This is a genomic window from Catellatospora sp. NPDC049133 (assembly GCF_040648455.1).
Classification (GTDB): domain Bacteria; phylum Actinomycetota; class Actinomycetes; order Mycobacteriales; family Micromonosporaceae; genus Catellatospora; species Catellatospora aurea.
Map to the genome: position 1 here is coordinate 246,740 of NZ_JBEZDT010000001.1, position 22,243 is coordinate 268,982.

The window sequence follows — 22,243 nt, forward strand, 5'->3', positions numbered from 1 at the left end:
AAGATCTGTTTTTGTGGACGCTAGGTGCCGCGATAGGGGCAGCTAGCGTCCACAAAAACAGATCTTCATCCGCAACCGGCCGGTGCCGGCGTCATGCGGGGCGCAGGCGAGACGGCGCGCCCCTCAGCCGCCGAGCACTCGGCGCACCGACGCCGCAGCGGCCTCGTGCGTGCCCCGGTCGAGCCTGGGCGCGTCGGCCCGCACCTGACCCGCACCGCCGACCAGCGGGCCGCCCGGGTGGAACGGGGCCAGGTTGAAGTGCAGGTGCGGCACCCGGTCGCCGAAGACGGACACGTAGACCTTGTCCGCTCCGGTCGCCTCGCGCACCGCCGCGGTGGCGCGGGCCAGCACCGGCCCGAGCGTCGCCGCCTCAGGCCCGGCCAGGTCGGTGATGTACGGGATGTGCCTGCGCGGCTCCAGGTGCGCGAACCCCGCGACCGCGCCTCGGAGCACCACCGACAGCCGCCAGTGCTCGTCCTCCCACACCCGCCGGCGTTCGAAGAACCTGTCCGCGTCGGCGGGCCGGCACAGCAGGCAGTCCTCCTCGACGGCTGCGGGCGCAGCGGAGTCATCCGGCATGCCGCTATTGTGCGCCAGGCGCAGGCCACCCACGGGCGTGGTCACGGTGCCGGTGGCAGGGTCGTCCAGGCTCCCGCGCGGGAGGTGAGCACGGTGAGGGCGTCGGGGGCCAGGCCCGCGTGGTCGTCGGCGGTCAGGTTGAACACGCCGGTGACGCCCACGCAGCAGGCGCGTTCGAGCTGGTCGCGGGCGGCCATCTTGTCGCGGTGGCCGAGGAATGCCTGGTGCAGCAGGGTCACCGCGTCGGCGGCGTACCCGGCGGACGGGGCTGGAGCCGTGCCCAGCTCGGCGGCGAACCGGCGCACGCTCGACCAGTTCGCCAGCACCTCCGGAGCCTCGGCGGCCACCGGCAGCCACGGGCTCACGGCCCGCGCCCCCGCCGCCGCCTCGCCCGCGAGCTGGTGGAACGTCGCCGACGCGGCGTCCGGTGTGGACAGCACGGGTCCGGTCCAGCCGGCGGTCTTCGCGGCTGCGGCGGCCGCGGCGGCCAGGGGCGCGGGCAGGTCCAGCAGCAGCGCCTCGGGGGTCGCCGCCAGCAGCGCCTTCACCTTGTCCGCGAGGCCCGTGCCGTCGAGCGGCACCGTCTCGGTGGACCCGATGCGCGCACCCTGCCCGGCCGCCTCTGCGGCGAGCGCCTCCCGCAGTGCCGGGGTGTCGCGCGCGTCGAGGCGGAGCACCCCGGCGGTGCGCTGGCCGCCTGCCGTCATCGCGGCGAGCAGCGCCCGGTGCACCTGCGCGTCGGTGGGCGCACTGCGGAAGGCGTACGGCGACGACGGGGCGGCGCCGGTGGCCGGGAGCACGAGCGGGGTGCAGGCGGCCTGCGCGGTGCCGGTGACGGCGTCGTCGAGCCAGCCGGCGGGCGGCCCGACGATGGCGTGCACGCCCCGGTCGAGCAGCCGGGACACGGCTTCGCGCGCGGTCGCCTGGGTGTCGCCGACGTCTTGGAGCAGCAGTTCGAGTTGCGCTGCGGGGTGCGCGCCGCCGTGCCCGGTCGCGCCGTTGATCCCGTCGGCCCGCCGCTGCACACCGAGCAGGTGCTGGCGGCCGTACTCGACGAGGCCGCCGGTGCGCGCGGCCAGCACGCCGACGCGCAGCGGGGGTTCGGCGGCGGCCGACCGGTGTGCGGGCAGCAGCGGCGCGGCGGCCAGGCCCAGCCCGGCGGCGAGCACGGATCTGCGGGTCAGCTGACGGGACATGGCGTACCTCCGCGCACTGGGTCGTTGCCGTGGATGATCCACCGGACCGCGCAGGCATAACATCCGATTTGTCCATTTGACGACACCGCGATCACACCCGGGGAGCAACAGCACACCCGACCGTGGCAGCCTGTACGGGTGATCAAAGCGGTGGTGTTCGACTGCGACGGCGTGCTGGTGGACTCGGAGATCATCAACAACGCGGTCTTCGCGGAGCTGGTCACCCGGGCGGGCCTGCCCACGACGCTGGAGCAGAGCATCGAGCGCTACATGGGCCGGGCCACGGTCGAGTGCGTCGCCGACGTCGAGCGCGAACTCGGCCGCCCGATCGGCTTCGACCTGCCCGCCGAGTACGAGCGGGAGGTGCTGGCCCGCCAGCACACCGAGCTGACCGCCGTCGACGGCGTACGCGAGCTGCTGGACCTGCTGCGCGCGGCGGCGGTGCCGGTGTGCGTGGCGTCCAGCGGCACGCCGCCGGAGATCGCCTTCCGGCTGCGGGTCACCGGGCTGACCGGCTACTTCGGCGAGCACCTCTACAGCGCGTCGATGGTCGCCCGGGGCAAGCCCGAGCCCGACCTGTTCCTGCTGGCCGCCGACCGGATCGGGGTCGACCCCGCGGACTGCGTGCTGATCGAGGACAGCCCGTTCGGGGTGCGCGGCGGCCGGGCGGCGGGCATGACCGTGATCGGGCTCGCCGCGCTGGCCGCCGCGGACACGCTGCGCGCCGCCGGGGCCGAGCACGTGGTCACCGCGATGGCGCAGGTCCCGCCGCTGCTCGGCCTCGGCTGAGGGCTCACAGCTGCTTCAGCCGGCCCACCACGTGCTCGCCGAGCCCGTCCAGGAAGGCCACCGGCTCGGCCGTGTACGGCATGACGTGCACCTGTGTGACGCCCAGCTTCGCATACGGCTCCAGCGACGCGACGAACTCGGCTCCGCCGGCCGCGTCCGGGGTCACCGGGGCCGACCAGGCGATCGTCTTGCGGATGCGGTCGTAGTCGGTGCCCTCGCGCTCGCAGTGCCGCTTGAGCACGTCGAGCTTCGCCGCGATCTCCTCCGGGGCGCTGCCCGGCCCGGCGAACAGGTTGCAGGCGTCGGCATACTTCGCGACCAGGCGCAGTGTCTTCTTCTCTCCCCCTCCGCCGATCATGATGGGCGGGTGCGGGGCGGACAGCGCCTGCGGCGAATTGACCGTCTCCGCGAGCCGGTAGTGCCGCCCCTCGAACGGGCCGTCGTCGTCGCTCCACATCTGGCGCACGATGCGCAGCGTCTCCTCCAGCCGCTCGAAGCGCTCGGCGACCGGCGGGAAGGGCACCCCGTAGGCGGCGTGCTCGCGGTCGTACCAGGCCGCGCCGATGCCGAGCACGGCCCGGCCGCCGGACAGCACGTCCAGCGTGGTCACGATCTTCGCAAGCAGCCCCGGGTGGCGGTACGTCACGCCGGTGACCAGCAGTTGCAGCGCGGGGGTGCGGGTGCTGGCGGCCAGGAACCCCAGCGTGGTGTACCCCTCCAGCATGGGCATCAGCGGACCGCCCAGGTCCATGCCCTCCATCTGCAGGTAGTGGTCCATCACCGACAGGTTGGCCACCCCGGCGTCCTCGGCCGCCCGGCCCGCCGCGGCCAGCGTCGGGCCGATCGCCGCCGTCCCGCCCGGGAACGTGAAGCTGACCAGGTGCACTCCGAGATCCATGACGATCCTCCTGCCGACGGCCGCCCGGCCCGCCACACCGCGGCACCACGCGAACATGCACGAAAGCACCATCCTATGTCCGCTCCCGCGGCATCGCGCGAAGATCACTCATGGCTGGTACGCCGCCGCCGGTGGCACAATCGCCCGGTGCATCTCGACGACGTGTGGCTGCGCTACCGCCGCGGCGGCCCGTGGGTCCTGCGCAACGTCACGGCCCGGGTGGAGCCCGGCGGCATCGTGGTGGTGCTGGGCCGCAACGGCGCAGGCAAGTCCACATTGCTCCAGCTCGTCGCCGGGGTGCTACGCCCGGCCAAGGGCCGGGTGCGCGACCGTCCCGCCGTGGTGGGCTGGGTCCCGGAGCGCTTCCCCGCCGACCAGCCGAGCACCGTCGACGGTTACCTGCGCGCCATGGCCGCGGTGCGCGGGCTCGGCCCTGCAGCGACCGGGCGGGCCGTCGACGAGTGGGTCCAGCGGTTCGGGCTCGGCGAGTTCCGCGACGTCAAGCTGCCCGAGCTGTCCAAGGGCACCGCGCAGAAGGTCGGCCTGGCGCAGGCCCTGCTCGTCCCGCCGGACCTGCTGATCCTCGATGAGCCGTGGGAGGGCCTGGACGCCGCGACCCGCGACCTGGTCCCCGGAATCGTGCTGGAGGTCGCCGCGCGGGGCGGGTCGGTGCTGGTCAGCGACCACCGCGGGGAGACCGTGCGGCTGCCGGGCGCGGCGACGTGGACCGTCGCCGACGGCACGCTGAGCACCGCCGCCGCCGACACCGGCCCGCGCTGCGTCGTGGAGGTGGCGGTCAGCGCCGCCGACCTGGCCGGCGCCGTCGCGCGCCTGCGCGAACAGGGCCACCACGTGCTGCGGGTACGCGAGGAGGTCGGCTCGTGATCGCACTGACCCGGATGCGGCTGAACGGCTTCGTCCGCACCGGCCGGGCCGTCGCGCCCCTGATCGCCGCCCTCGCCGCGCTGTCGATCCTCTACGGCGGCGGGCAGGCCGAGCCCGGTGAGGCGTACGGCGTCTCCGCCCTGGTCGCCTTCCCCGTGCTGGCCTGGCAGACGAAGATCCTGCTCGACGTCGAGCCGGACGTGCAGCGCCGGCTGGCCCGGGTGGCCATCGGCTCCGCCGCGCGCGAGACCGTCGCCGGGCTGCTGACCGCCGCCGTGGCCGGGCTCGGCACCATCGCCGTCGCGCTCGCCGCGCCCTGGGTGTTCCAAGCCGTCGAGGTCGACCCCGACGGCACCGTCGGCCGCGCCGTCCTCATCGGACTCGGCGTGCACCTGCTGGCACTGGGACCGGCCGTGGCCCTGGGCGCGCTGGCAAGCCGGGCGGTCACCCGTACCGCCGGAATGGGTGCGGCGGTCCTGGTCACAGGCTCCGTCCTGGCCGTCGTCCTGGGCCTGCACGGCTCCCCCGTCCCCTGGCTGGTGCCCCCGCTGATGGCGGCCGCCCGCTACACCGCCTCCGGCGGCCCCACCCTCACCGCCCTGACCCTCACCACCCACGCCCTCCTCTGGACCACCGCCACCGCCTGCGCCTACACCCACCTCCGCCACACCCGCCCCTGACCCGCCACCTGCCGCGACTCTTGAAGAGTCGCGGCATCAGCCCGCCGCCCAAGGCGCGACTCCTTAAAAGTTGCGGCAGGGGTGGGCTGGCAGGATGGGGTGGGTGGAGCGCTTTCGATCATGGGATGGGACCGAGCTCGCTTACCGGGTGTGCGGGGACGGGCCGCCGCTGATGTGTGTGCCGGGCGGGCCGGGGCAGGCGGTGCGGTATCTCGGGGAACTCGGCGGGCTGTCGGCCACGCGGACACTGATCCTGCTCGACAACCGGGGCACCGGGGACTCGGCCGTGCCCGCCGACCCGGCGAGCTACCGGGTGGACCGCATCGCCGACGACGTCGAGGCGCTGCGCGCCCACCTGGGCCTTCCCACCATGGACCTGTTCGGCCACTCCGCCAGCGGCGGCGTGTGCTTCCTGTACGCCGACAGGCATCCGCACCGCCTGCGCCGCCTGGTCGTCGTCGACCCGTCGCTGCGGGTGCTCGGGCTGCCGTCCGATCTGGACCTGGCGCACGTGCTGGCCGAGCGCTCGCACGAGCCGTGGATCGACGACGCCGCCGCCGCACTTACCGCCGAAGCAGCCGACGACGAGGACCTCGAACGGCTGCGGTGGCTGTCCGCCCCGCTGCTGTACGGACAGTGGAACGACGCCGCGAAGGCGCAGGCCGCCGCCGAGCCGGCCGAGTTCGCCAAGCCCGCCACCGACGGCTTCTACGCCGGCTACGAGCCCGATCCGGCGCTGGTGGACCGGCTGGCCAGGCTCGCCGCGCCGATGCTGCTGGTGGTCGGCGAGCACGACATCTGGCCCACCCGCCACGCCGTACGCGCGCTGGCCGAGCGGCTCAGCTCGGCACGGCTGACGGTGCAGCCGGCGTCTGGTCACTTTCCGTGGGTGGACGATCCGGCGGTGTTCGCGGCGACGGTGGAGTCGTTCCTGGGCGCAGCAGCAGCATGAGACCGCCGGCCAGCAGGCCCCAGAAGGCCGCCCCGATCCCGAGCAGCGCCACGCCCGACGCCGTCACCACGAAGGTGACCACCGCGGCCTCCCGCCCCCGCTCCTGCTCCGTCGCCGACGCGAGCGCCGCGCCGAGCGCGCCGAGCAGGGCCAGGCCCGCCACCGCCTCGATCAGCAGCGGCGGCGAACTGAGCACGAACGCCGTCGCGGCGCTCGCGCCCAGCCCGAGCACGATCATGCCGGCGCCCGCGGTCACCGAGGCGATCCAGCGCCGCCGCGGATCCGGGTGCGCGTCGGGGCCCGCGGCCAGCGCGGCGGTGATGGCCGCCAGGTTCACCGCGTGCGAGCCGAACGGCGCGGCCACCGCCGTCGCCGCCCCGGTGCCGAGCAGGACGCCGCGCAGCGGCGGGGTGTAGCCGTACCCCTGCAGCACGGCCATGCCCGGCACGTTCTGCGAGGCCATGGTGACCAGGAACAGCGGCACGGCCAGGCTCACCAGCGCCTGCCAGGTGAACACCGGCGCGGTGAGCACGACCTGCGGCGCGGCGGCGGCTCCGCGCAGCGCGCCCGGGGAGTCCAGCACGATCACGACCGCGGCCGTGGCCAGCGCGGCGGGCACCGCCCAGGCCCGCGCGAAGCGGTTCAGTACCAGCCACACCAGCACGATCGGCGCGGCGAGCAGCGGCACGTCGACCAGCGCGCGCACCGGGGCGATGCACAGGTCGAGCAGTACGCCCGCCAACATCGCCGCCGCGATCGGCCGCGGAATCGCCGCGATCGCCCGGCCCAGCGCAGGGAACAGCCCCGCCGCGATGATCAGCGCGCCGGTGACTCCGAACGCGCCGACGGCGGCGGCGAACCCGCCGTCGACCGCGCCGGTGGCGGCCAGCAGCGCCGCGCCCGGGGTGGACCAGGCGATGCTGATCGGGATGCGGTGCCGCAGGCCCAGCACGATCGCCGTCGCGCCGCCGGCCACACATACCGCCAGCAGGCCCGACGCGGCCTGGGCCGAGTCCGCGCCGACCGCCCGCAACCCGGCCAGCACCACGGCGAACGTGCTCGCGAACCCGACCACCGCCGTGACCACCCCGGCCAGCACCGGCTGCAGCACTCCTCTGCCCACGTGTGCTCCTCGCTCCCATCATCGTTCCGCAAACGGAACGGACGTCCGTGGTGCACGATAGCCCCATGAGCGCGCGTCCGGCAACCGTCCGCAGCAGCCCGCCCTCGGCCCTGGAGCCCGGTGCCGAGGGCGTCGGCCCGCGGCTGCGCCAGCTGCGGGAGGCCGCCGGCATCTCGCTGTCCGAGCTGGCCCGGCGGGCGAACGTGGGCAAGGCGACGCTGTCGGGGCTGGAGAACGGCACCCGCAACCCGACCCTGGACACCCTGTGGTCGGTGACCGCCGCGCTCGGCGTGCCGATCACCGCGCTGCTGTCCGGGCAGCAGGCGGGCGTGGTCCGCGGCACCGCCGTCGAAGCCACACTGCTGCAGGTCTTCGACGACGACGCGGTCACCTACGAGCTGTACCGCATGGTCGTCCCGCCCGGCGCCGTCCAGCACTCACCCGCGCACCACGCCGGGGTGACCGAGCACATCACCGTCTTCGACGGCGTCCTGCGCGCCGGCCCCGCCGACGCCCCCCTCACCGCCCACCCCGGCGAGCACATCTCCTGGCGGTCCGACGTCCCCCACCTCTACGAGGCCGTCGGCGCCCACCCCGTCCACGCGAGCCTCCTCATCCGCTACCCGCGCCCCTGACCCCCACCCGCCCGCCCGACGCGGCGCGGCGCGGCGCGGCGATGACGATCGCTGTTGCGGGTCAGGACCTGAGGTCAGGCCTCACTTTCCGACCGGAAACAGCGATCTTGCCCGCACCGGACAAGACCGCGCATCACGGCCGATGAGCGGCGAGCAGGAACCGCTGAGAATGGGCGACGAACGGGCCGTCGGCGCGGATCCGCGCGTCCATGGCCGCCAGCCGGTCGTGGTGCTTGTCCACGGAGAAGCCCGGCACCGTCCAGATCACCTTGCGCAGGAACACGATCACCGCCGCGACGTCGTAGAACTCGGTGCGCAGCGCCTGCGGCCGCAGATCAGTCACGACGAGCCCGGCGGACTCCGCCTCAGCTGCCAGGGTCTGCGGCAGGCGGCCGGTGCCCGGGTCGACGGGGCCGAGGAAGAACTCGCTCAGCTCCCGCATCGAGCCCGCGCCGATCTGCTGGGACAGGTACTGCCCGCCGGGGGCGAGCACCCGGGCCGTCTCGGCCCAGTTGGTGACCGTCGGATGCCGACTGGCCACCAGGTCGAAGGACGCGTCCGGGAACGGCAGTGCCGCCCCGTCGGCGGCCTCGGCCACGGTCACGCCGAGCGGGGCGAGGACCCGGCGGGCCAGCGCGAGGTTCGGCGGCCAGGACTCGGTCGCGGCGGCGGTGGCCGGTCGGCGCGGGGCGCGCGCCAGCACTTCGGCGTACACCTCGCCGCCGCCGGTCTGCACGTCGAGCACGGCGGTCGCGGTCCCGGCGCGTTCGGCCAGCAGCCTCGCGTAGCCCCAGGACGGGCGCTGCTCGGTGGCCCGCCCGGCGAACCAGCCGAAGTCCCACCCGTCGACAGGCGCGTTCGCGCCCTCCACCAGCAACTCTTCGAACGATCTCACGGGGCCAGTCCATCGCAGGGCGCCTGCCCCGGCAACGGGTTTACGACAGCTCGGCACCTTAACGTGCCGTAGCGCGTTATGCGGGATGACGGCAGGAGACGATTGATGTCAAGGCCCCAGCCACGACCCAGATCCTCTAGCGACGCCCGGCGCACGTCCCACGGCACGACTTACGTCGGCCGGACGGCGATTCAGAGCCGCGCCCTGACCATGGTCACCGAGGGACGCCAGCGCTGGAACGAGCACCACATGCAGGTGCAGGGCATCTGCGACCGGTGCGGGCACACCTACCCGTGCGAGGACGCGCTGCAGGCGGCCTGGCAGATCGTCTACTGGGAGCCGTACCTGCCGGCCCCGGGCCTGGTCCGGCCATACGTCGACTGAATCACCTAGCCATCCTAGGCTAAAACCTAGTATCCTTAGGTTCATGGCACGGGCAGGGCTTTCGGCGCACCGGGTGACGCTGGCGGCGGCCGACCTGGCGGACACCGCCGGGCTCGACGGCGTCACCATCTCCGCGGTGGCGCGCGGCTTCGGCGTGAAGGACGCGAGCCTCTACTCCCACGTCCGCAACCTGCAGGACCTGCGGCACCGCATCGCCCTGCTGGCCGGCGGCGAGCTCGTCGACCGCATCGGCGCGGCCGTGGCGGGCCGATCGGGCCGCGACGCGCTGCTCGCCTTCGCCGACGCCTACCGGGCCTACGCCCTGGCCCACCCCGGCCGGTACGCCGCCACCCAACTCCCCGTGCCACCGGAACTCGTGGCCGCCGACCCGGTGGCGTTCCGGCGCACCTACGAGCTGACCTACGGCATGCTGCGCGGGTACGGTCTGTCCGAACCCGATCTCACCGACGCGGTGCGCCTGCTGCGCAGCACGTTCCACGGGTTCGTGAGCCTGGAGGCGACCGGCGGCTTCGGCCACCCGCGCGATGTGGAGCTGTCGTGGCGGCGGTCCGTCGAGGCGCTGCACGTGCTGCTCGAACACTGGCCGGCCGCGACGCCCGGCGACACCCCCCGAGAGGAAACCCCCGCACCATGAACCGGCACCACCTCCTCCAGCAGCGTGTGCAGCAGCGCGTCGACGAGCTCGTCGGCTCGGGGCAGGAGACCGGCGTGCAGGTCGCCGCGTACCTGCACGGCGAGCCGATCGTCGACGCCGTCGCCGGGGTGGCCGACCCCGCGACGGGACGGCCGGTCACCCCGGGCACGCCGTTCTTCAGCTTCTCCACCGGCAAGGCGCTCACCTCGACCGTGGTTCACGTGCTGGCCGAGCAGGGGCGGCTCGACTACGACCTGCGCCTGGCCGAGGTGTGGCCGGAGTTCGCGCGCCACGGCAAGTCGGGCGTGACGCTGCGGCATGTGCTCACGCACACCGCGGGCCTGCCCGCGCTGCCGCCCGACGTGACCACCGCCGACCTCGCCGACTGGGGCCGCATGTGCGCGATCCTCGCCGACACGGCGCCGGAGTGGGAGCCGGGCACGGCGCACGGCTACCACGTGTGGACGTACGGCTGGCTGGTCGGCGAGACGGTCCGGCGGGCCACCGGCCGCACCCTGTCGCAGGTGCTCGCCACCGAGGTGGCCGCACCGCTGGGCGTGCCCGGCGAGCTGCTGCTCCGCGTACCCGATGAAGATCTTGACCGGCTCGCCGTGCTCGACGACCGGAGCTGGTCGGACGCGCTCAAGCAGCTCAGCGCGCAGCTGCCGAACTTCGACCGGGCGGTGCCGCACGGCGCGCGGCCGGACGCCGACCTGGGCAACGACCGCGCCTTCCTGCGCGCGGAGGTGCCCGCCGTCGGCACCATCACCGCCCGCGCGGCGGCCCGCATGTTCGCGGCGCTGCTCGGCGAGGTGGACGGGGTCCGTCTGATCTCCCCGGCGCGGCTGCGCGAGGCGACCCGACCGGTCACCCGGGGTCCGGAGTGGACGTTCGGCATGCCGGTGCGGTGGACGCTCGGCTACGCGGTGGACGGTCCGATGATCGAGGTGGGCGGGATCGGCGGCAGCCTGGCCGGAGCCCTGCCCGAGCTGGGGCTGACCATCGCGGCGACGAAGAACTCGCTGGCCGTCGGCGACGGCGACCCGATGGAGCAGCTCCGCGAAATGATCATCTCGGCGGTCCGGGAGGAGACACCGGCGACGCTGCCGTCCCGGATCAGCCGCGAGTGAACGCGCCCAGAACCGCCTTGAATATCCGGCTTTTTCATAGAATGGGCATCGACTTCGGGACTGACCCACACTACCATCCATAGAGTTGAATTCGTACGCACACGAGGGGGCGACGATGTCGACCGGCAGTGAAGTCATGGCGGCCCGCACCTATCCGTTCGGGGACCCTGACCGGCTCAACCTCAACCCGCTCTACGAGCAACTGCGCCGCAGCGAGCCGCTGACCAGGGTGCGTCTGCCGTACGGCGAGGAGGCCTGGCTCGCCACCCGCTACGACGACGTGCGCATGGTCCTCGGCGACGCCCGGTTCAGCCGGGCCGCCAGTGTCGGGCGCGACGAGCCGCGCACCCACCCGCACCAGGGCGAGTCCGGGATGCTCGCGATGGACCCGCCCGAGCACACCCGGCTGCGCAAGCTCATCGCCAAGGCGTTCACGGCCCGCCGGGTCGAGACGCTGCGCCCGCGCACCCAGGAGATCGCCAACCAGCTGCTCGACGACATGGAGCGGCTCGGCTCTCCCGCCGACCTGGTCGAGCACTTCGCCACCCCACTGCCCGTCACCGTCATCTGCGAGCTGCTCGGCGTGCCCTTCGCCGACCGCGACCGGTTCCAGCTGTGGTCCGAGGCCATCATCTCGACCACCTCGCTCACCCCGCAGCAGATCATGGAGTACCTGGGCAACCTGCACGCCTACATCGCCGGGCTGATCGCCCAGCGCCGGGTCCAGGAGACCGACGACCTGCTCGGCGCCATGGTCAAGGCCCGCGACGAGGACGAGGACCGGCTCACCGAGGCCGAACTCGTGCAACTGTCGGCCGGCCTGCTGGCCGCCGGGCACGAGACGACGGTCACCCAGCTGCCCAACTTCGTGTACGTGCTGCTCACCAACCCCGACCGGCTGGCCGAGCTGCGCGCCGACCCGTCGCTGATCCCGGCGGCCGTCGACGAGCTGATGCGGTACATCCCGCTGGGCACCGCCGCCGCGTTCGCCCGCTACGCCACCGAGGACGTCATGCTCGGCGACGTGCTGGTCCGCGCCGGGGAGCCGGTGCTCGGCGCGCTCGCCTCCGCCAACCGCGACGAGAAGGTCTTCGACCACCCCGACGAGCTCGACTTCCACCGCGAGAGCAACCCGCACATCGGTTTCGGGCACGGCCCGCACCACTGCGTCGGCGCGCAACTGGCCCGGATGGAGCTGCAGGTCGCGCTGCACACCCTGATCACCCGTTTCCCGAAGCTCGAACTGGCCGTCGCCGAGGAGCAGCTCCCGTGGAAGAAGGGCATGCTGGTCCGGGGACTCAAGGAACTGCCGGTGCGCTGGTGAGCGGGCAGTGGAAGGTCACCGTCGACCGCGACCGGTGCATCGGGTCGGGCCTGTGCGCGGGCACCGCGCCCGAGCACTTCGAGCTGGCCGACAAGAAGTCCCGGCCGCTGCGTGACCTCGTGGACCCCGACGAGGCGGTCAGCGACGCCGCCGACTGCTGCCCCGTCGAGGCCATCCTCGTCACCGACCCCGCCACCGGCGACACCGTCGCCCCTGTCTGACCCATCCGCACCGTTCAGCCCGGCGGCCCGGCCCCGCCGGGCTGAACGGTGCCCAGCGGTGAGATGGGCGACAGTACGGGGTGCGTTCGGCGGCTGATTCGGTCATCGTGCGGGCGTTTGCGTACAGTTTCCGGGCGAGGTTGCAGGCGAGCACGGAACGGGCAGCGGGATGACGATCACTGAGCAGGAGCGCACCGGGATCGATGCCGCGCGCCTGGAGGCGTGCCTGAGCGTGCTGGCGGAGGTCGAGAACCTGCCGACCGAGCACCCCGACGCCGTGGCGGTGCGCCGCGCCGTGGGGCGGCTGTTCAAGACCGTCAAGCAGCAGCGCCGCCGGGACAAGCGCGAGGAGGTCCTCGCCGCCGACGAGGCGGTGACCGCGGCGACCGCGACCGGCGCGCCGGGGCGCATCGACGACGAGACTGCGGGCGTGTTCGGGCTGACCTCCCCCACCAAGGGCGACGTCGCCGGCCACCTGCGCCAGCCGCGGGCCTGCTACATCTGCAAGGACCGCTACACGCAGGTGGACGCGTTCTACCACCAGCTGTGCCCGCCGTGTGCGGAGCTGAACCACGCCCGCCGCGACGCCCGCACCGACCTGACCGGCCGCCGCGCGCTGCTCACCGGCGGCCGCGCCAAGATCGGCATGTACATCGCGCTGCGGCTGCTGCGCGACGGCGCGCACACGACGATCACCACCCGGTTCCCGTCGGACGCGGTGCGCCGGTTCACGGCGATGCCGGACAGCGCCGAGTGGCTGCACCGGCTGCGGGTGGTCGGCATCGACCTGCGCGACCCCGCCCAGGTGGTCGCCCTGGCCGACTCCGTCGCCGCGCAGGGCCCGCTGGACATCCTGATCAACAACGCGGCGCAGACGGTGCGCCGGTCGCCGCAGGCGTACGGGCAGCTACTGGCGGCCGAGTCGGCCCCGCTGCCGGACGGGCCGCTGCCCGAGCTGATCAGTTTCGGCCACTACACCGGGTCGAGCCCGGCCGCCGCGGCGATCCAGGCCATGCCGCACCAGCAGCTGAGCCCGGAAATGATCACGTCGCTGGCGCTGACCACGGGCGGGGCGAGCCTGGAGCGCATCGCCGACGGCTCCGCGATCGACGCGGGTGGCCTGGTGCCCGACCTCGACCCCAGCAACAGCTGGGTGCAGGTGGTGCAGGAGGTCGACCCGATCGAGCTGCTCGAAGTGCAGCTGTGCAACGTCACCGCTCCGTTCGTGCTGGTCAGCCGGCTGCGGGCGGCGATGGCCGCGTCCCCGGCGCGCCGCAAGTACGTGGTGAACGTGTCGGCGATGGAGGGGCAGTTCAGCCGCAAGTACAAGGGGCCGGGCCACCCGCACACCAACATGGCCAAGGCCGCGCTGAACATGCTGACCCGCACCAGCGCCGGGGAGATGCTCGACGACGGCATCCTGATGACCGCGGTCGACACCGGCTGGATCACCGACGAGCGCCCGCACCCGACCAAGATCCGGCTGGCGGACGCGGGTTTCCACGCCCCGCTCGACCTGGTCGACGGCGCCGCCCGGGTGTACGACCCGATCGTGCGCGGCGAGCTCGGCGAGGACCTGTTCGGCTGCTTCCTGAAGGACTACAAGCCCTCGCCCTGGTGACGTAGCAGCTCGGCGGCGTCGTGCTCGGTGACCGCCGACGGCGTGCCGAGCACGGTCAGCGCCCCCTGGTAGCCCGCGCCCGGCGCGAGGGTGAACATGCGGGCGGCCTCGACGACCTCGGGCCGCCCGTCGAAGCGGTGCAGGCGCGGGGCCTGCGCCGGAGCCGACACCTCGATCTTCGTCATCGCCACGCGCAGGCCGTCGCCGGTGGCCTTGAGCACCGACTCCTTGCGCGTCCAGTACGTGTAGAAGCCGTCCTGATCGAGCGGCGAGCAGGCGGCCAGCTCGGCCTCGGACAGCGCCAGCCGGGCCACGCCGAGGATGTCGCGCTGCGGCTGGGCCTGCTCCACGTCGACGCCGACCGGCCCGGCCAGGCTCAGCACGACGGCGATCCGGTCGCCCGAGTGCGACACCGACACGTCCGGGCCGCCCGGCACGGTGGGCCGGCCGTGCGGGACCGCGCAGGTGGTGCACGCGCGCTCGACGCGTACCGCAGCGGGTCTCTCGCCCAGGTGCCGGCCGACCAGCAGGCGCAGCAGCGCCGCGGCCACCGTCTGCCGGGCGCGGTCCTCGGGCCGGCGCAGCGACTCGCGCCGGGCGCGCTCGCCCTCGCTCAGCAGCCCCTGGTGCCAGGGCTGCTCGTCGGCCGGGTCCGCCCAGTAGACCAGGCACTCGCCCGGAAGGTTCACAGTTTCGCCTCGAACTTGGCCACGCCCGCGCGGCTGCCGTCGGCCGACAGCCGGCCCTTGGCCGCGGCGTCGCCCCACAGCGCCCAGCGCAGGAAGTCCGTCATGGTCTTGATGGTCTGGTCGAAGCCTTTCGCGCCGGGCCCGAGGAACGTGCCGTGGTCGCCGCCGAGCAGCGTCAGGAAGGCCCGCGGCCAGGACGTCGCGTTGTACGCGTCCCGCCCGGCCTGGTAGCGCACCACCGCGTCGGCGTCGCCGTGCACCCACAGCACGGGGGTGCGGGCGCCCTTGAACGCGCCCATCGAACCGCCCGAGATCACGATCGCCGCGTCCACCCGGGCGTCGCGGTTGTTGGCCAGCATGCCCGCCGACGTGTACCCGCCCGCGGAGTGGCCCGCGACGCCGATGTGGGCCCCGTCGAGGTGCCCAGCGAACAGGTCGCCCGACTTCGCGTCGAGCTTGAGCAGCGCGGTGAGCACCGCGGACCCGTCGGCGGGCTGGTTGGCCATGTCGAGCTGCTTGAACGGGTCCGCGTTGTGGTTGGTGAACGGGTACGCCGGGGCGGCCACCACGAAACCCGCCGCCGCGAACCGGGTGGTGAGCTGCTGGTAGTAGGTCGGCAGCCCGCGCAGGCCGTGGCTGAACAGCACCACCGGGAAGCGCCCGGCGGCGACGGCGGCGTCCTTGCGCGGCGAGCCGCCCGCCTTGCCAGTCGCCGGATACCAGACCGTGGTGGGCAGTGCGCGGTCGCCGCGGGTGAACTTCAGCGTGCGTACGCCCACCGCCAGCGCGCTCTTCGGCGCGGCCCGCACCACCGGCGACGCGGACGGGCGCACGCTCGCGCTCGCCGACGGCGCGGCGGACTGCGCGCCCGACGCCGCGGCGGTGCCGCTGGGCGGGGTGAACACGGGCGTTGCGGGAGCGGGCGAGGAGCACGCGGCGACGCTCAGCACCAGGCACAGCGCGAGCAGGCGGAGGGGGGCACGACGGTCCGGCACGCCGCCGACTCTACCGGCGCGAGCCGGTCGGGCAAGGCCGCCCATCCGGATGCGCTCCGGCCCCGAATCCCTGCCGAGACCAAGCCGAGACCAGGGGGTGGACCGTGAAATCAGCGAAGCACGGCCGGGGCGGGACGCCCGGGGCGGCCGCGTCGATCCGGCTGCCGGGCGGCCGGGCCAGCAACGTCCTCGCCCGGCAGTTCGTCAGCACCCAGCTCGGCGCGTGGAACCTGCGCGACCCGGACGGGGACGCGCTCATCCTCGCCTCCGAGCTGGTGAGCAACGCCGTGCTGCACGGCGGCGGGGCGGTCGCGATCCGGCTGGCCCGCACCGCCGCGGGGCTGCGCATCGAGGTGACCGACCGCAGCCCGCGACCACCGGAGCAGCGCTCGCCGGGGGTGGACGGCGGCTTCGGCCTCGGCCTCGTCGACGGCCTGTCGGCCCGCTGGGGAGTGGTGACCGGCCGCACCGGCAAGGTGGTCTGGCTGGAGTGCCGCCTGCGCTGAGCCGCTAGGCCAGTAAGGAGGCGTCGCCGAGCAGGCGGGTCACGGCGATCTCGATCGCGACGCGGTTCGGGTTGACCCGGGGTTCGCGGTAGCGGGCGGTGTACCGGGCGACGGCGTCGGCGACCCGCTCCGGGTCGCCGGTGACCGTCGCCTCGCCCTGCAGGGTGAGCCAGAAGCGGCCCTCGAACTGGCACAGCGCCACGGCCGGGTTGCGGCGGGCGTTGGCGGCCTTGCGGCTGGCCCCGTCGCAGATGACCCGGGCCAGGCCGGTCGCCGGGTCGTAGGTGAAGCCGACCGGGGTGACGTGCGGGCTGCCGTCGGGCCGCAGGGTGGTCAGCGTCGCCAGCCGCCGCTCCGCGAGGAAGAGCAGTCCCGCGCTGGAGAGGTCCCGTCCGCCGCCGTCCATTGCACTCCCCCGCCGTCGCAAGCTCCGTCCACACCGATCCAACAGCATGGACGGAGCTTCGGGCGCGCCTACACGCGGGTGACCCGCACCGCGTCGGCGATGACGTAGCCGGTGGCGCTGGTCCACCGGCTGACGCCGACGGCGTTGTAGTCGCCCGCGGCGAGGTTGAACGTGCCCAGCGAGCGCCACGCGCCGCCGCCGGTGCGCTGGTCGAGGTGAACGGTCTGGTTGCCGCCCGTGGTCACCACGACGTGCGGCGCGGAGCTGCTGTAGCCGGGGTCGGCGGCGTGCCAGACGTCGACCCGGTAGTTGGCGGTGGCCGGGATGTTCACCTTGAACCAGGCGGAGTCGCTGGCCAGCACCGGGTTGGCGAAGCGGTAGTCGGCGCCGTACCGCTGGCCTGAGAACGTCGAGGTGCCCCAGTTGGCGCTGGCCGTGAACCGGCCCGCGGTGGCGTTGTCCACGATGGTGCTGAAGGCCGGCGGCGGCGCGGTCAGGCCCAGGTACGACGCGATGCCGTTGGCGTGGCCCTGCGCGGTCGCGGTGAGGAACGCGGCGCTCTTGAGCAGGTTGGCGTCGGCGACGGTGTCGATGAACAGGTTCTCGGTGAGCACCGCGGGCATGTTCGACTCGCGCAGCACGTGGAAGTTGGCCGTCTTCAGGCCCCGGTCGGTGACCGAACCGGCGGTGCGCATGCCCGAGAGCACCCGCGAGTGCATGGCGTTGTGCAGGTTGACGGTGGCCGTGTCGGAGGTCAGGTAGCGGTAGCTCTCGAAGCCCGTGCCGCCGCCGGAGTTGATGTGGACGCTGACGAAGATGCCCGCGCCCCAGGCGTTGGCGTCGTCGGTGCGCTGGGCGAGGCTGACGGTGGCGTCGGTGGTGCGCGACATCCGCACGTCGACGGCGTAGTTGGCCTGCAGGATGTTGCGGATCTGCAGGGCGATGTTCAGGGTGAGCGTCTTCTCCTGCAGCCCGTTGGCGACCGCACCGGGGTCGGTGCCGCCGTGTCCGGGATCGAGGTAGACCTTCGGGTTGGCGGCGAAGGCGGGGCTCGCCGCGAACGGGGCGGCCGCGAGACCGGCCGCGGCGGCCAGCAGGGTGCGGCGGCGCACGGAGGGGTTACCGAGCATGAGCACCTCTCAGGGTGGTGGGGGTCGGCTCGGCGCGACTATAACGACGTTCGATAGATCAAAGAAAGATGTCTACCGAACTCTTTGGATCTCCGTAGTTTTCCTACCTCGGATACACCACCGCCGGTGACGACACGGCCGGGAAGCGGCGCAGGGTGTCGTCACCGGCGGCAGGCCGGACGCGGGAGGGGTCAGCGGGTCGGGCGAATCACTTGATCTTGATCGAGACCGGCACGCTGCGATCAGTGCCGACCCTGGCGAACAGCTGGTATGACCCCGCCGCGGGCACCGGCCCGGTGGCCACCCGCACCTGGTTCTTCGCGCAGGCGCTGCTCGACTTGCCGTTCCACTGCACGGTGAACACCATCTCGCGGCCCGCGGCCAGCGCGGTGACCTGCTTGCCCTTCGGCGCGCCGCAGTGGTCCGAGGACCAGACCTTGTCGGTGCCGTGCATCAGGAACAGCTCCTGCGCGTCGGCCCCGATGTCGCGGTTGCAGGTGTGCTTGGACAGGTTCTTGATCACCAATGTGAAGCCGATCGGGGTGCCACCCTTGACCTCGGTCTTCGACGCCCGCGCGATCACCTGAAGGTCGCCGTCGGTGCAGGACTCCTTCGCGGCGACCGGCTTCGGCTTGGCCCCGGCGGCCTGCGGCGCGTACCGCACGCGGTAGATCTTCGCGGTCGACAGGATCGGGTTGTAACCCTGGTCGGGATAGAGCCCGGAGAAGTACAGCCCGTCCGGGCCGGCCGCGATCCCGGCGACCGTCGTCTTGCCGTACCCGTTGTATTCGACCAGGGTCTTCGGCTTGGAGACGGAGCCGTCCTGGTTGAACGTGAACTCGACGATGCGCTTGCCGCGCAGCTGCGGGCCGGTGCCATAGGTCGGGCCGCTCTCCGACACGAAGGCGTTGCCGAGTTTCGTGTCCGGGAAGCCGGCGGTCTGGTTGCCCTCCTTCTGGATGAAGGTGATGCCCACCGGCGCGTGCGTCGGTGCCCAGTTGTAGAGCGCCTTCTTCTTCAGGCTCGACGTGTTCGAGTTCCAGCCGTAGTCGCCGCCCTTGACGATCCGGGCCAGCCGGTCGTTGTTGGTCGAGCCGTTCTCCACCGAGTAGTGCTGGCCGTCGGCGGCTCGCCACGCCCCGCCGAACGGGTTGCGGAAGCCCGACGCGAAGACCAGATCCTTGACCTTGCTCTTGTCCGCCGGGTCGTAGAACGGGTTGTCCTCGGGCGCGGAGCCGTCCAGGTTGACCCGCAGCACCTTGCCGCGGGCGTCGGTGAGATCGCGGGCGCTCTTGGGCACGAACCCGTCGCCGATGTGGATGTACAGCTTGCCGTCCGGCCCGATGGTCAGGTTGGAGATCTGGTGCGAGGCGACCAGCGGGTCGTCCTTCAGGTCCAGGATCGTGGTGACGGTCTTGCCGGTCAGGCCGCCGTCCTCGCTGTGGATGCGCACGACCTTCGGGAAGAACTCCGCCCCGGCCTGGTACAGCATACTGGCGAACAGGTCCCCGGTCGTCGGTTCCACGACCACCCCGGTCAGGCCGATCTCGCCGGTGCCGGGGAAGTCCGCGTACGGGTTCCAGTTCAGCAGGTTCTTGGCGTACACCCCGACCTTCAGGTCGCCGCGCACCACCTTGATGGTGCCGTACAGCTCGGTGACGTAGAACATCGGCTTGTCGGGGGCGACGGCATGCGAGGGCACCATGGCGATGTTCACCGGCAGCTCGAACCCCGACGCCACCTCCTCGACCTTGTACCCGGGCTGGGCCACCACCCACTGCGGAGCGCCGGGCAGCGGCTTTCGCTCCTTGTCGGTCCGGAACGGCCGGCTGGTGTACGGGCTCCACTCCGTCGCCGGGTTGCCGCTGCTGTCCTTGTGCCGCACCCGCAGCTCGTAGTCGCGGTCGCCGGGCAGGTCACGGCGCTGTGCGAAGGAGTTCTCGAAGACGCCGTCGCCGAAGTGGGTGTGCGTCTTCTGCACGCCGCCGATGCAGCCGGCGAACCAGACCCGCTCGTGCGGCTGCGCGGTCCAGATCTCCCAGTCGGTGCAGACGTGCTCGCTGCCCGCGTCGACGTCCTGCATGGGGCTGGTCTCCATGTGCACGTCCGCGCCGCTGAGCAGCGCGCCGTCGGTCTCGGGCTCGGTGATGACCGGGCCGAGCGGGGCCGACGTGGCGGGCAGCACGGGGCCGCCGACGTGCTCACACGCGGCGACCACACCCATGATGGTGAGCAGGACCGCGACCAGGATGGACTCGCCGGCGAGCGCGATCTTGCGAGCGTTCATGCGGGCTGTCCCCCGGGGTCGTGTCGTCACCTCACGCAACTCGGGCGAGGGTACAGAGACTTTTGGGGGCTGTTGTGTATTACACGCCCATTGTTACAAATTACGGCCTGTTTGTCCGTTTAAGCGGAACGGCACAATCGACTGGCGAGGGATGCTCCGGCTGTGGCAGGGTGCTCGCCATGACACACGGAATCGAGCTGTCCCCGGTCCGATGACCCAGGTGGACGAGCGCGAGGCGCTCGCACCCCGGACGATTCTCGAACACGCCGAACTCCTGCACTTCACCCATCCCGACGGCCCGCTGCCCCAAGCCGGCCGGCCGTATCCGGACGAGGACCGCTACCGCGCGCTGCCCCGCACCGAGCGACGGACCGCGGAGAGCAACCAGGCGATCGTCGACCTGCTCACCTCCGCCTATCGGGCCGAACCGTCCCCCGCCCGGGCACGGTTCCCGCTGGCCGAGGCGCTGCGGTCGGTGGTCGCCCCGTCCCGCGGCCACGGGCCGCTGCTGGAGGCGGTCGCCTCCTTCGACCCGCGCTGGCGGCACCGGGTCGGACGACATCTGGCCTGCACGGGCACCGAGCGCGGCCAGGTCCTGGTCGGGCTGATCCTGCTCGCCGGAGCGGCCGGTCCGGACGACGTGCTGCCGGTACGCTTGCTCGGCCTGCTGGGCAGGCACTTCGGCGAGTCGGCGATCCGTGTGCTCCGGCAGATCCCCGGCACCGCCGACGACCTGATCTGGCTGGCCGAACGATCCGACCCGATGAACCACGCGCGAGCCGTCGAAGCGCTGTGCACCTTGGCCGAGCCGGCCACCTTCGCCTGGCTGCTGCGCGAAGGCGTACGCCCCGACGGGCCCTCCGTCGTCCACGCTCGAGCAGTCGCCGAAACCGTCGACCTCGCCGCCCTGCTCAACGCCGATACGCCGATGGCAAGGTGCCCTTCCTCTACAGATGGCGATGGGAAGGTGCCCTTCCTTCGCTCGGGTGGGGAGGGGGAGGTCGTCGCACAGGTGGGCAGGGTGTTGGTGGCGCTGATGGGGCATGAGGCCGGGAGTGCTGAGCTGCGGCGGTACGCGGGCGCGGCGGCGGCGCTGGCCGGGTTCGCGGGCGCGGCCGGGAGAATGCGGCCGGATCTGGACCGGTATGCGCTGGTCGTGACCGTGCTCGCCGATCTCCACGCTGGTCAGGCGGCCACGCTCGACCTGCCCGAGGGGGAACCGGCAGCGATGCGGGCGACGCTCGACGGGTTGCTCGACGAGCCCGCCTGGGCCGCCGTTCGGGCGGATGCCGAGCAGTCGGCAGACCCGATGAGCCGCCGGCGGGCGCAGTGGGCGCTGGCCACCCGCATCAACTGCCGACAGACTCCGTTACCGGCCGGATCGGCCACTGCTGAGGAGACCGAGATGACGCGACCCGACAGCGGACGGAGCACCTTCGCGATCCGGGTGCACGTGGGCGACCCCGGGCGCAACGGCGGCGTCGAGACAAGGGTCTTCATCGACGGTCGCCCGATCATCAGGGAGGCGTTCGACAAGGGACCGTCGGAGCAGCCCGAATACCTGCTCGGGCCGGAGCACCGGCTGCGGGCGGCCGACGAGCCGCACGAGGTGCGGCTGGCCGAGGCGGACTGCACCGAGGGCTGCTGCGGGGCGCTCTACGTCACCGTCGAACGCCGGGGCGGCGAGGTCGTCTGGCGCGACTGGCGCGACCCCGATCGGACCGGCCTCGACCTGCCAGTCTTCCGCTTCGCCGCCGCCGACTACGACGCCGAGGTGCACCGGGCCGAGAACGACCACTCCTGGGAGTGGCCCGACCGGACCGTCGCCCGGCTGCTGCGGGCCCGGCTGCGGGCGGACCCGGACCTGCTCGGCCGGTGGGACTGCGATCTCGGCTGGATATCGACCTGGCCGCGCGACTGTGGCCGGGTGCAGGTGTCGTACCTCCACCCCCGCCGCCCGGCCCTGGACGACGAGCCGTGGCTGCAGTTCGTCGCGGTCCTCGACGTGCCGCCGGGCGAGCCGGACGCGGTCGCCGACGAGCTGGTCCGGCAGCTCGCCGAGACCGACCCGCGCCGCCCCGAGTGGCTCTCCGGCGGCAGCGCCGAGGCGGCCGAGGCACTCGGCTTCGACTGGCCGCCCGCACGCCGGCCCTGATGACGATCGCCGTTTCGGGACGACAAGTGCGGGCCACCCGCACGTCGTGACCCGGAACGGCGATCATGCCCACCGGCTCGCGGTGGCCGAACGGGACGGTCGATTTCG

The 22,243-nt window shown here is 73.0% G+C and carries 23 protein-coding genes; 13 read left to right on the forward strand and 10 right to left on the reverse strand.

Annotated elements, in window-relative coordinates:
* Positions 1-123: 123 nt before the first annotated feature.
* Entirely contained in the window at positions 124-579 is a 456-nt protein-coding gene (locus AB0B35_RS01145; protein ID WP_361039204.1) for an HIT family protein, read from the reverse strand.
* Between the two features lie 41 nt (positions 580-620).
* Complete coding sequence (locus AB0B35_RS01150) at positions 621-1,775, reverse strand: ABC transporter substrate-binding protein (protein ID WP_361039206.1); 1,155 nt, start codon at positions 1,773-1,775, stop codon at positions 621-623.
* 138 nt (positions 1,776-1,913) lie between these two features.
* On the opposite strand from AB0B35_RS01150, the gene AB0B35_RS01155 reads away from it, so the two are divergent.
* Positions 1,914-2,564, forward strand: coding sequence for an HAD family phosphatase (locus tag AB0B35_RS01155; RefSeq protein ID WP_361039208.1), 651 nt, complete (start codon positions 1,914-1,916; stop codon positions 2,562-2,564).
* Positions 2,565-2,568: 4 nt separating this feature from the next.
* Here the strand turns inward: AB0B35_RS01155 and AB0B35_RS01160 are convergent, their stop codons facing one another.
* Entirely contained in the window at positions 2,569-3,462 is an 894-nt protein-coding gene (locus AB0B35_RS01160) for an LLM class F420-dependent oxidoreductase (RefSeq protein WP_361039210.1), read from the reverse strand.
* Positions 3,463-3,609: 147 nt separating this feature from the next.
* Here AB0B35_RS01160 and AB0B35_RS01165 point away from each other — a divergent pair, with 147 nt between their 5' ends.
* The 3 genes from AB0B35_RS01165 (at position 3,610) to AB0B35_RS01175 (ending at position 5,979) form a co-directional block, all read left to right on the forward strand.
* Positions 3,610-4,347 carry an ABC transporter ATP-binding protein gene (locus AB0B35_RS01165; RefSeq protein WP_361039212.1) on the forward strand — a complete coding sequence of 246 codons (738 nt, stop codon included), beginning with the start codon at positions 3,610-3,612 and terminating at the stop codon, positions 4,345-4,347.
* A complete protein-coding gene (locus AB0B35_RS01170; RefSeq protein ID WP_361039214.1) occupies positions 4,344-5,027 on the forward strand; it encodes a hypothetical protein in 684 nt (227 codons plus the stop codon). Before AB0B35_RS01165 ends, AB0B35_RS01170 begins: the two co-directional genes overlap by 4 nt.
* Positions 5,028-5,229: 202 nt before the next feature.
* Complete coding sequence (locus AB0B35_RS01175) at positions 5,230-5,979, forward strand: alpha/beta hydrolase (protein ID WP_361039657.1); 750 nt, start codon at positions 5,230-5,232, stop codon at positions 5,977-5,979.
* Here the strand turns inward: AB0B35_RS01175 and AB0B35_RS01180 are convergent.
* Complete coding sequence (locus tag AB0B35_RS01180) at positions 5,867-7,102, reverse strand: benzoate/H(+) symporter BenE family transporter (RefSeq protein WP_361039217.1); 1,236 nt, start codon at positions 7,100-7,102, stop codon at positions 5,867-5,869. The genes AB0B35_RS01175 and AB0B35_RS01180 overlap by 113 nt on opposite strands.
* 65 nt (positions 7,103-7,167) lie before the next feature.
* Here AB0B35_RS01180 and AB0B35_RS01185 point away from each other — a divergent pair, with 65 nt between their 5' ends.
* Positions 7,168-7,737 (forward strand): XRE family transcriptional regulator, encoded by a 570-nt coding sequence (locus AB0B35_RS01185; protein WP_361039219.1) that lies wholly within the window; start codon positions 7,168-7,170, stop codon positions 7,735-7,737.
* Between the two features lie 133 nt (positions 7,738-7,870).
* Here the strand turns inward: AB0B35_RS01185 and AB0B35_RS01190 are convergent, their stop codons facing one another.
* Positions 7,871-8,632: a class I SAM-dependent methyltransferase gene (locus tag AB0B35_RS01190; RefSeq protein ID WP_361039221.1), complete on the reverse strand. Its 762-nt coding sequence runs from the start codon at positions 8,630-8,632 to the stop codon at positions 7,871-7,873.
* A gap of 210 nt (positions 8,633-8,842) precedes the next feature.
* On the opposite strand from AB0B35_RS01190, the gene AB0B35_RS01195 reads away from it, so the two are divergent.
* The 6 genes from AB0B35_RS01195 to AB0B35_RS01220 all read left to right on the forward strand — a co-directional run bounded on the left by AB0B35_RS01195 (position 8,843) and on the right by AB0B35_RS01220 (position 13,967).
* On the forward strand, positions 8,843-9,016 hold the full coding sequence (locus tag AB0B35_RS01195) for a hypothetical protein (RefSeq protein ID WP_203696223.1): 174 nt from the start codon (positions 8,843-8,845) through the stop codon (positions 9,014-9,016).
* Between the two features lie 43 nt (positions 9,017-9,059).
* Entirely contained in the window at positions 9,060-9,671 is a 612-nt protein-coding gene (locus AB0B35_RS01200) for a TetR-like C-terminal domain-containing protein (RefSeq protein ID WP_361039224.1), read from the forward strand.
* On the forward strand, positions 9,668-10,801 hold the full coding sequence (locus tag AB0B35_RS01205) for a serine hydrolase domain-containing protein (RefSeq protein WP_361039226.1): 1,134 nt from the start codon (positions 9,668-9,670) through the stop codon (positions 10,799-10,801). Before AB0B35_RS01200 ends, AB0B35_RS01205 begins: the two co-directional genes overlap by 4 nt.
* Positions 10,802-10,886: 85 nt before the next feature.
* Positions 10,887-12,125 carry a cytochrome P450 gene (locus AB0B35_RS01210; RefSeq protein ID WP_361039229.1) on the forward strand — a complete coding sequence of 413 codons (1,239 nt, stop codon included), beginning with the start codon at positions 10,887-10,889 and terminating at the stop codon, positions 12,123-12,125.
* Positions 12,122-12,346: a ferredoxin gene (locus tag AB0B35_RS01215; protein ID WP_361039231.1), complete on the forward strand. Its 225-nt coding sequence runs from the start codon at positions 12,122-12,124 to the stop codon at positions 12,344-12,346. Before AB0B35_RS01210 ends, AB0B35_RS01215 begins: the two co-directional genes overlap by 4 nt.
* A gap of 169 nt (positions 12,347-12,515) precedes the next feature.
* The gene (locus tag AB0B35_RS01220; protein ID WP_361039233.1) at positions 12,516-13,967 is read left to right on the forward strand and encodes an SDR family NAD(P)-dependent oxidoreductase; all 1,452 of its coding nucleotides are present in this window, start codon (positions 12,516-12,518) and stop codon (positions 13,965-13,967) included.
* On the opposite strand, the gene AB0B35_RS01225 is transcribed toward AB0B35_RS01220, so the two are convergent.
* Together AB0B35_RS01225 and AB0B35_RS01230 are read right to left on the reverse strand one after the other, a co-directional pair.
* Positions 13,946-14,656, reverse strand: a complete 711-nt coding sequence (locus AB0B35_RS01225) for a 4'-phosphopantetheinyl transferase superfamily protein (protein WP_361039236.1) — start codon at positions 14,654-14,656, stop codon at positions 13,946-13,948. The two genes, AB0B35_RS01220 and AB0B35_RS01225, sit on opposite strands and share 22 nt — an antisense overlap.
* A complete protein-coding gene (locus tag AB0B35_RS01230; RefSeq protein WP_361039239.1) occupies positions 14,653-15,651 on the reverse strand; it encodes a chlorophyllase in 999 nt (332 codons plus the stop codon). Before AB0B35_RS01230 ends, AB0B35_RS01225 begins: the two co-directional genes overlap by 4 nt.
* Before the next feature lie 104 nt (positions 15,652-15,755).
* Here AB0B35_RS01230 and AB0B35_RS01235 point away from each other — a divergent pair, with 104 nt between their 5' ends.
* Entirely contained in the window at positions 15,756-16,157 is a 402-nt protein-coding gene (locus AB0B35_RS01235; RefSeq protein ID WP_361039241.1) for an ATP-binding protein, read from the forward strand.
* 4 nt (positions 16,158-16,161) lie between these two features.
* On the opposite strand, the gene AB0B35_RS01240 is transcribed toward AB0B35_RS01235, so the two are convergent.
* The 3 genes from AB0B35_RS01240 to AB0B35_RS01250 form a co-directional block, all read right to left on the reverse strand.
* Positions 16,162-16,563, reverse strand: coding sequence for a PPOX class F420-dependent oxidoreductase (locus tag AB0B35_RS01240; protein ID WP_361039244.1), 402 nt, complete (start codon positions 16,561-16,563; stop codon positions 16,162-16,164).
* Positions 16,564-16,631: 68 nt separating this feature from the next.
* A complete protein-coding gene (locus AB0B35_RS01245) occupies positions 16,632-17,693 on the reverse strand; it encodes an N-acetylmuramoyl-L-alanine amidase (RefSeq protein WP_361039246.1) in 1,062 nt (353 codons plus the stop codon).
* A gap of 208 nt (positions 17,694-17,901) precedes the next feature.
* Positions 17,902-19,980: a PQQ-dependent sugar dehydrogenase gene (locus AB0B35_RS01250; RefSeq protein ID WP_361039249.1), complete on the reverse strand. Its 2,079-nt coding sequence runs from the start codon at positions 19,978-19,980 to the stop codon at positions 17,902-17,904.
* Positions 19,981-20,191: 211 nt separating this feature from the next.
* Between AB0B35_RS01250 and AB0B35_RS01255 the strand changes: the two genes are divergently transcribed.
* Positions 20,192-22,135, forward strand: a complete 1,944-nt coding sequence (locus AB0B35_RS01255) for a hypothetical protein (RefSeq protein ID WP_361039251.1) — start codon at positions 20,192-20,194, stop codon at positions 22,133-22,135.
* Positions 22,136-22,243 lie beyond the last annotated feature (108 nt).

Coding starts and splice junctions, on each gene's coding strand:
- AB0B35_RS01220 (WP_361039233.1), top strand. CDS start 12,516: ATGACGATCACTGAGCAGGAGCGCACCGGGATCGATGCCGCGCGCCTG.
- AB0B35_RS01250 (WP_361039249.1), bottom strand. CDS start 19,980: ATGAACGCTCGCAAGATCGCGCTCGCCGGCGAGTCCATCCTGGTCGCG.
- AB0B35_RS01195 (WP_203696223.1), top strand. CDS start 8,843: ATGGTCACCGAGGGACGCCAGCGCTGGAACGAGCACCACATGCAGGTG.
- AB0B35_RS01240 (WP_361039244.1), bottom strand. CDS start 16,563: ATGGACGGCGGCGGACGGGACCTCTCCAGCGCGGGACTGCTCTTCCTC.
- AB0B35_RS01145 (WP_361039204.1), bottom strand. CDS start 579: ATGCCGGATGACTCCGCTGCGCCCGCAGCCGTCGAGGAGGACTGCCTG.
- AB0B35_RS01160 (WP_361039210.1), bottom strand. CDS start 3,462: ATGGATCTCGGAGTGCACCTGGTCAGCTTCACGTTCCCGGGCGGGACG.
- AB0B35_RS01205 (WP_361039226.1), top strand. CDS start 9,668: ATGAACCGGCACCACCTCCTCCAGCAGCGTGTGCAGCAGCGCGTCGAC.
- AB0B35_RS01245 (WP_361039246.1), bottom strand. CDS start 17,693: ATGCTCGGTAACCCCTCCGTGCGCCGCCGCACCCTGCTGGCCGCCGCG.
- AB0B35_RS01150 (WP_361039206.1), bottom strand. CDS start 1,775: ATGTCCCGTCAGCTGACCCGCAGATCCGTGCTCGCCGCCGGGCTGGGC.
- AB0B35_RS01185 (WP_361039219.1), top strand. CDS start 7,168: ATGAGCGCGCGTCCGGCAACCGTCCGCAGCAGCCCGCCCTCGGCCCTG.
- AB0B35_RS01255 (WP_361039251.1), top strand. CDS start 20,192: ATGACCCAGGTGGACGAGCGCGAGGCGCTCGCACCCCGGACGATTCTC.
- AB0B35_RS01200 (WP_361039224.1), top strand. CDS start 9,060: ATGGCACGGGCAGGGCTTTCGGCGCACCGGGTGACGCTGGCGGCGGCC.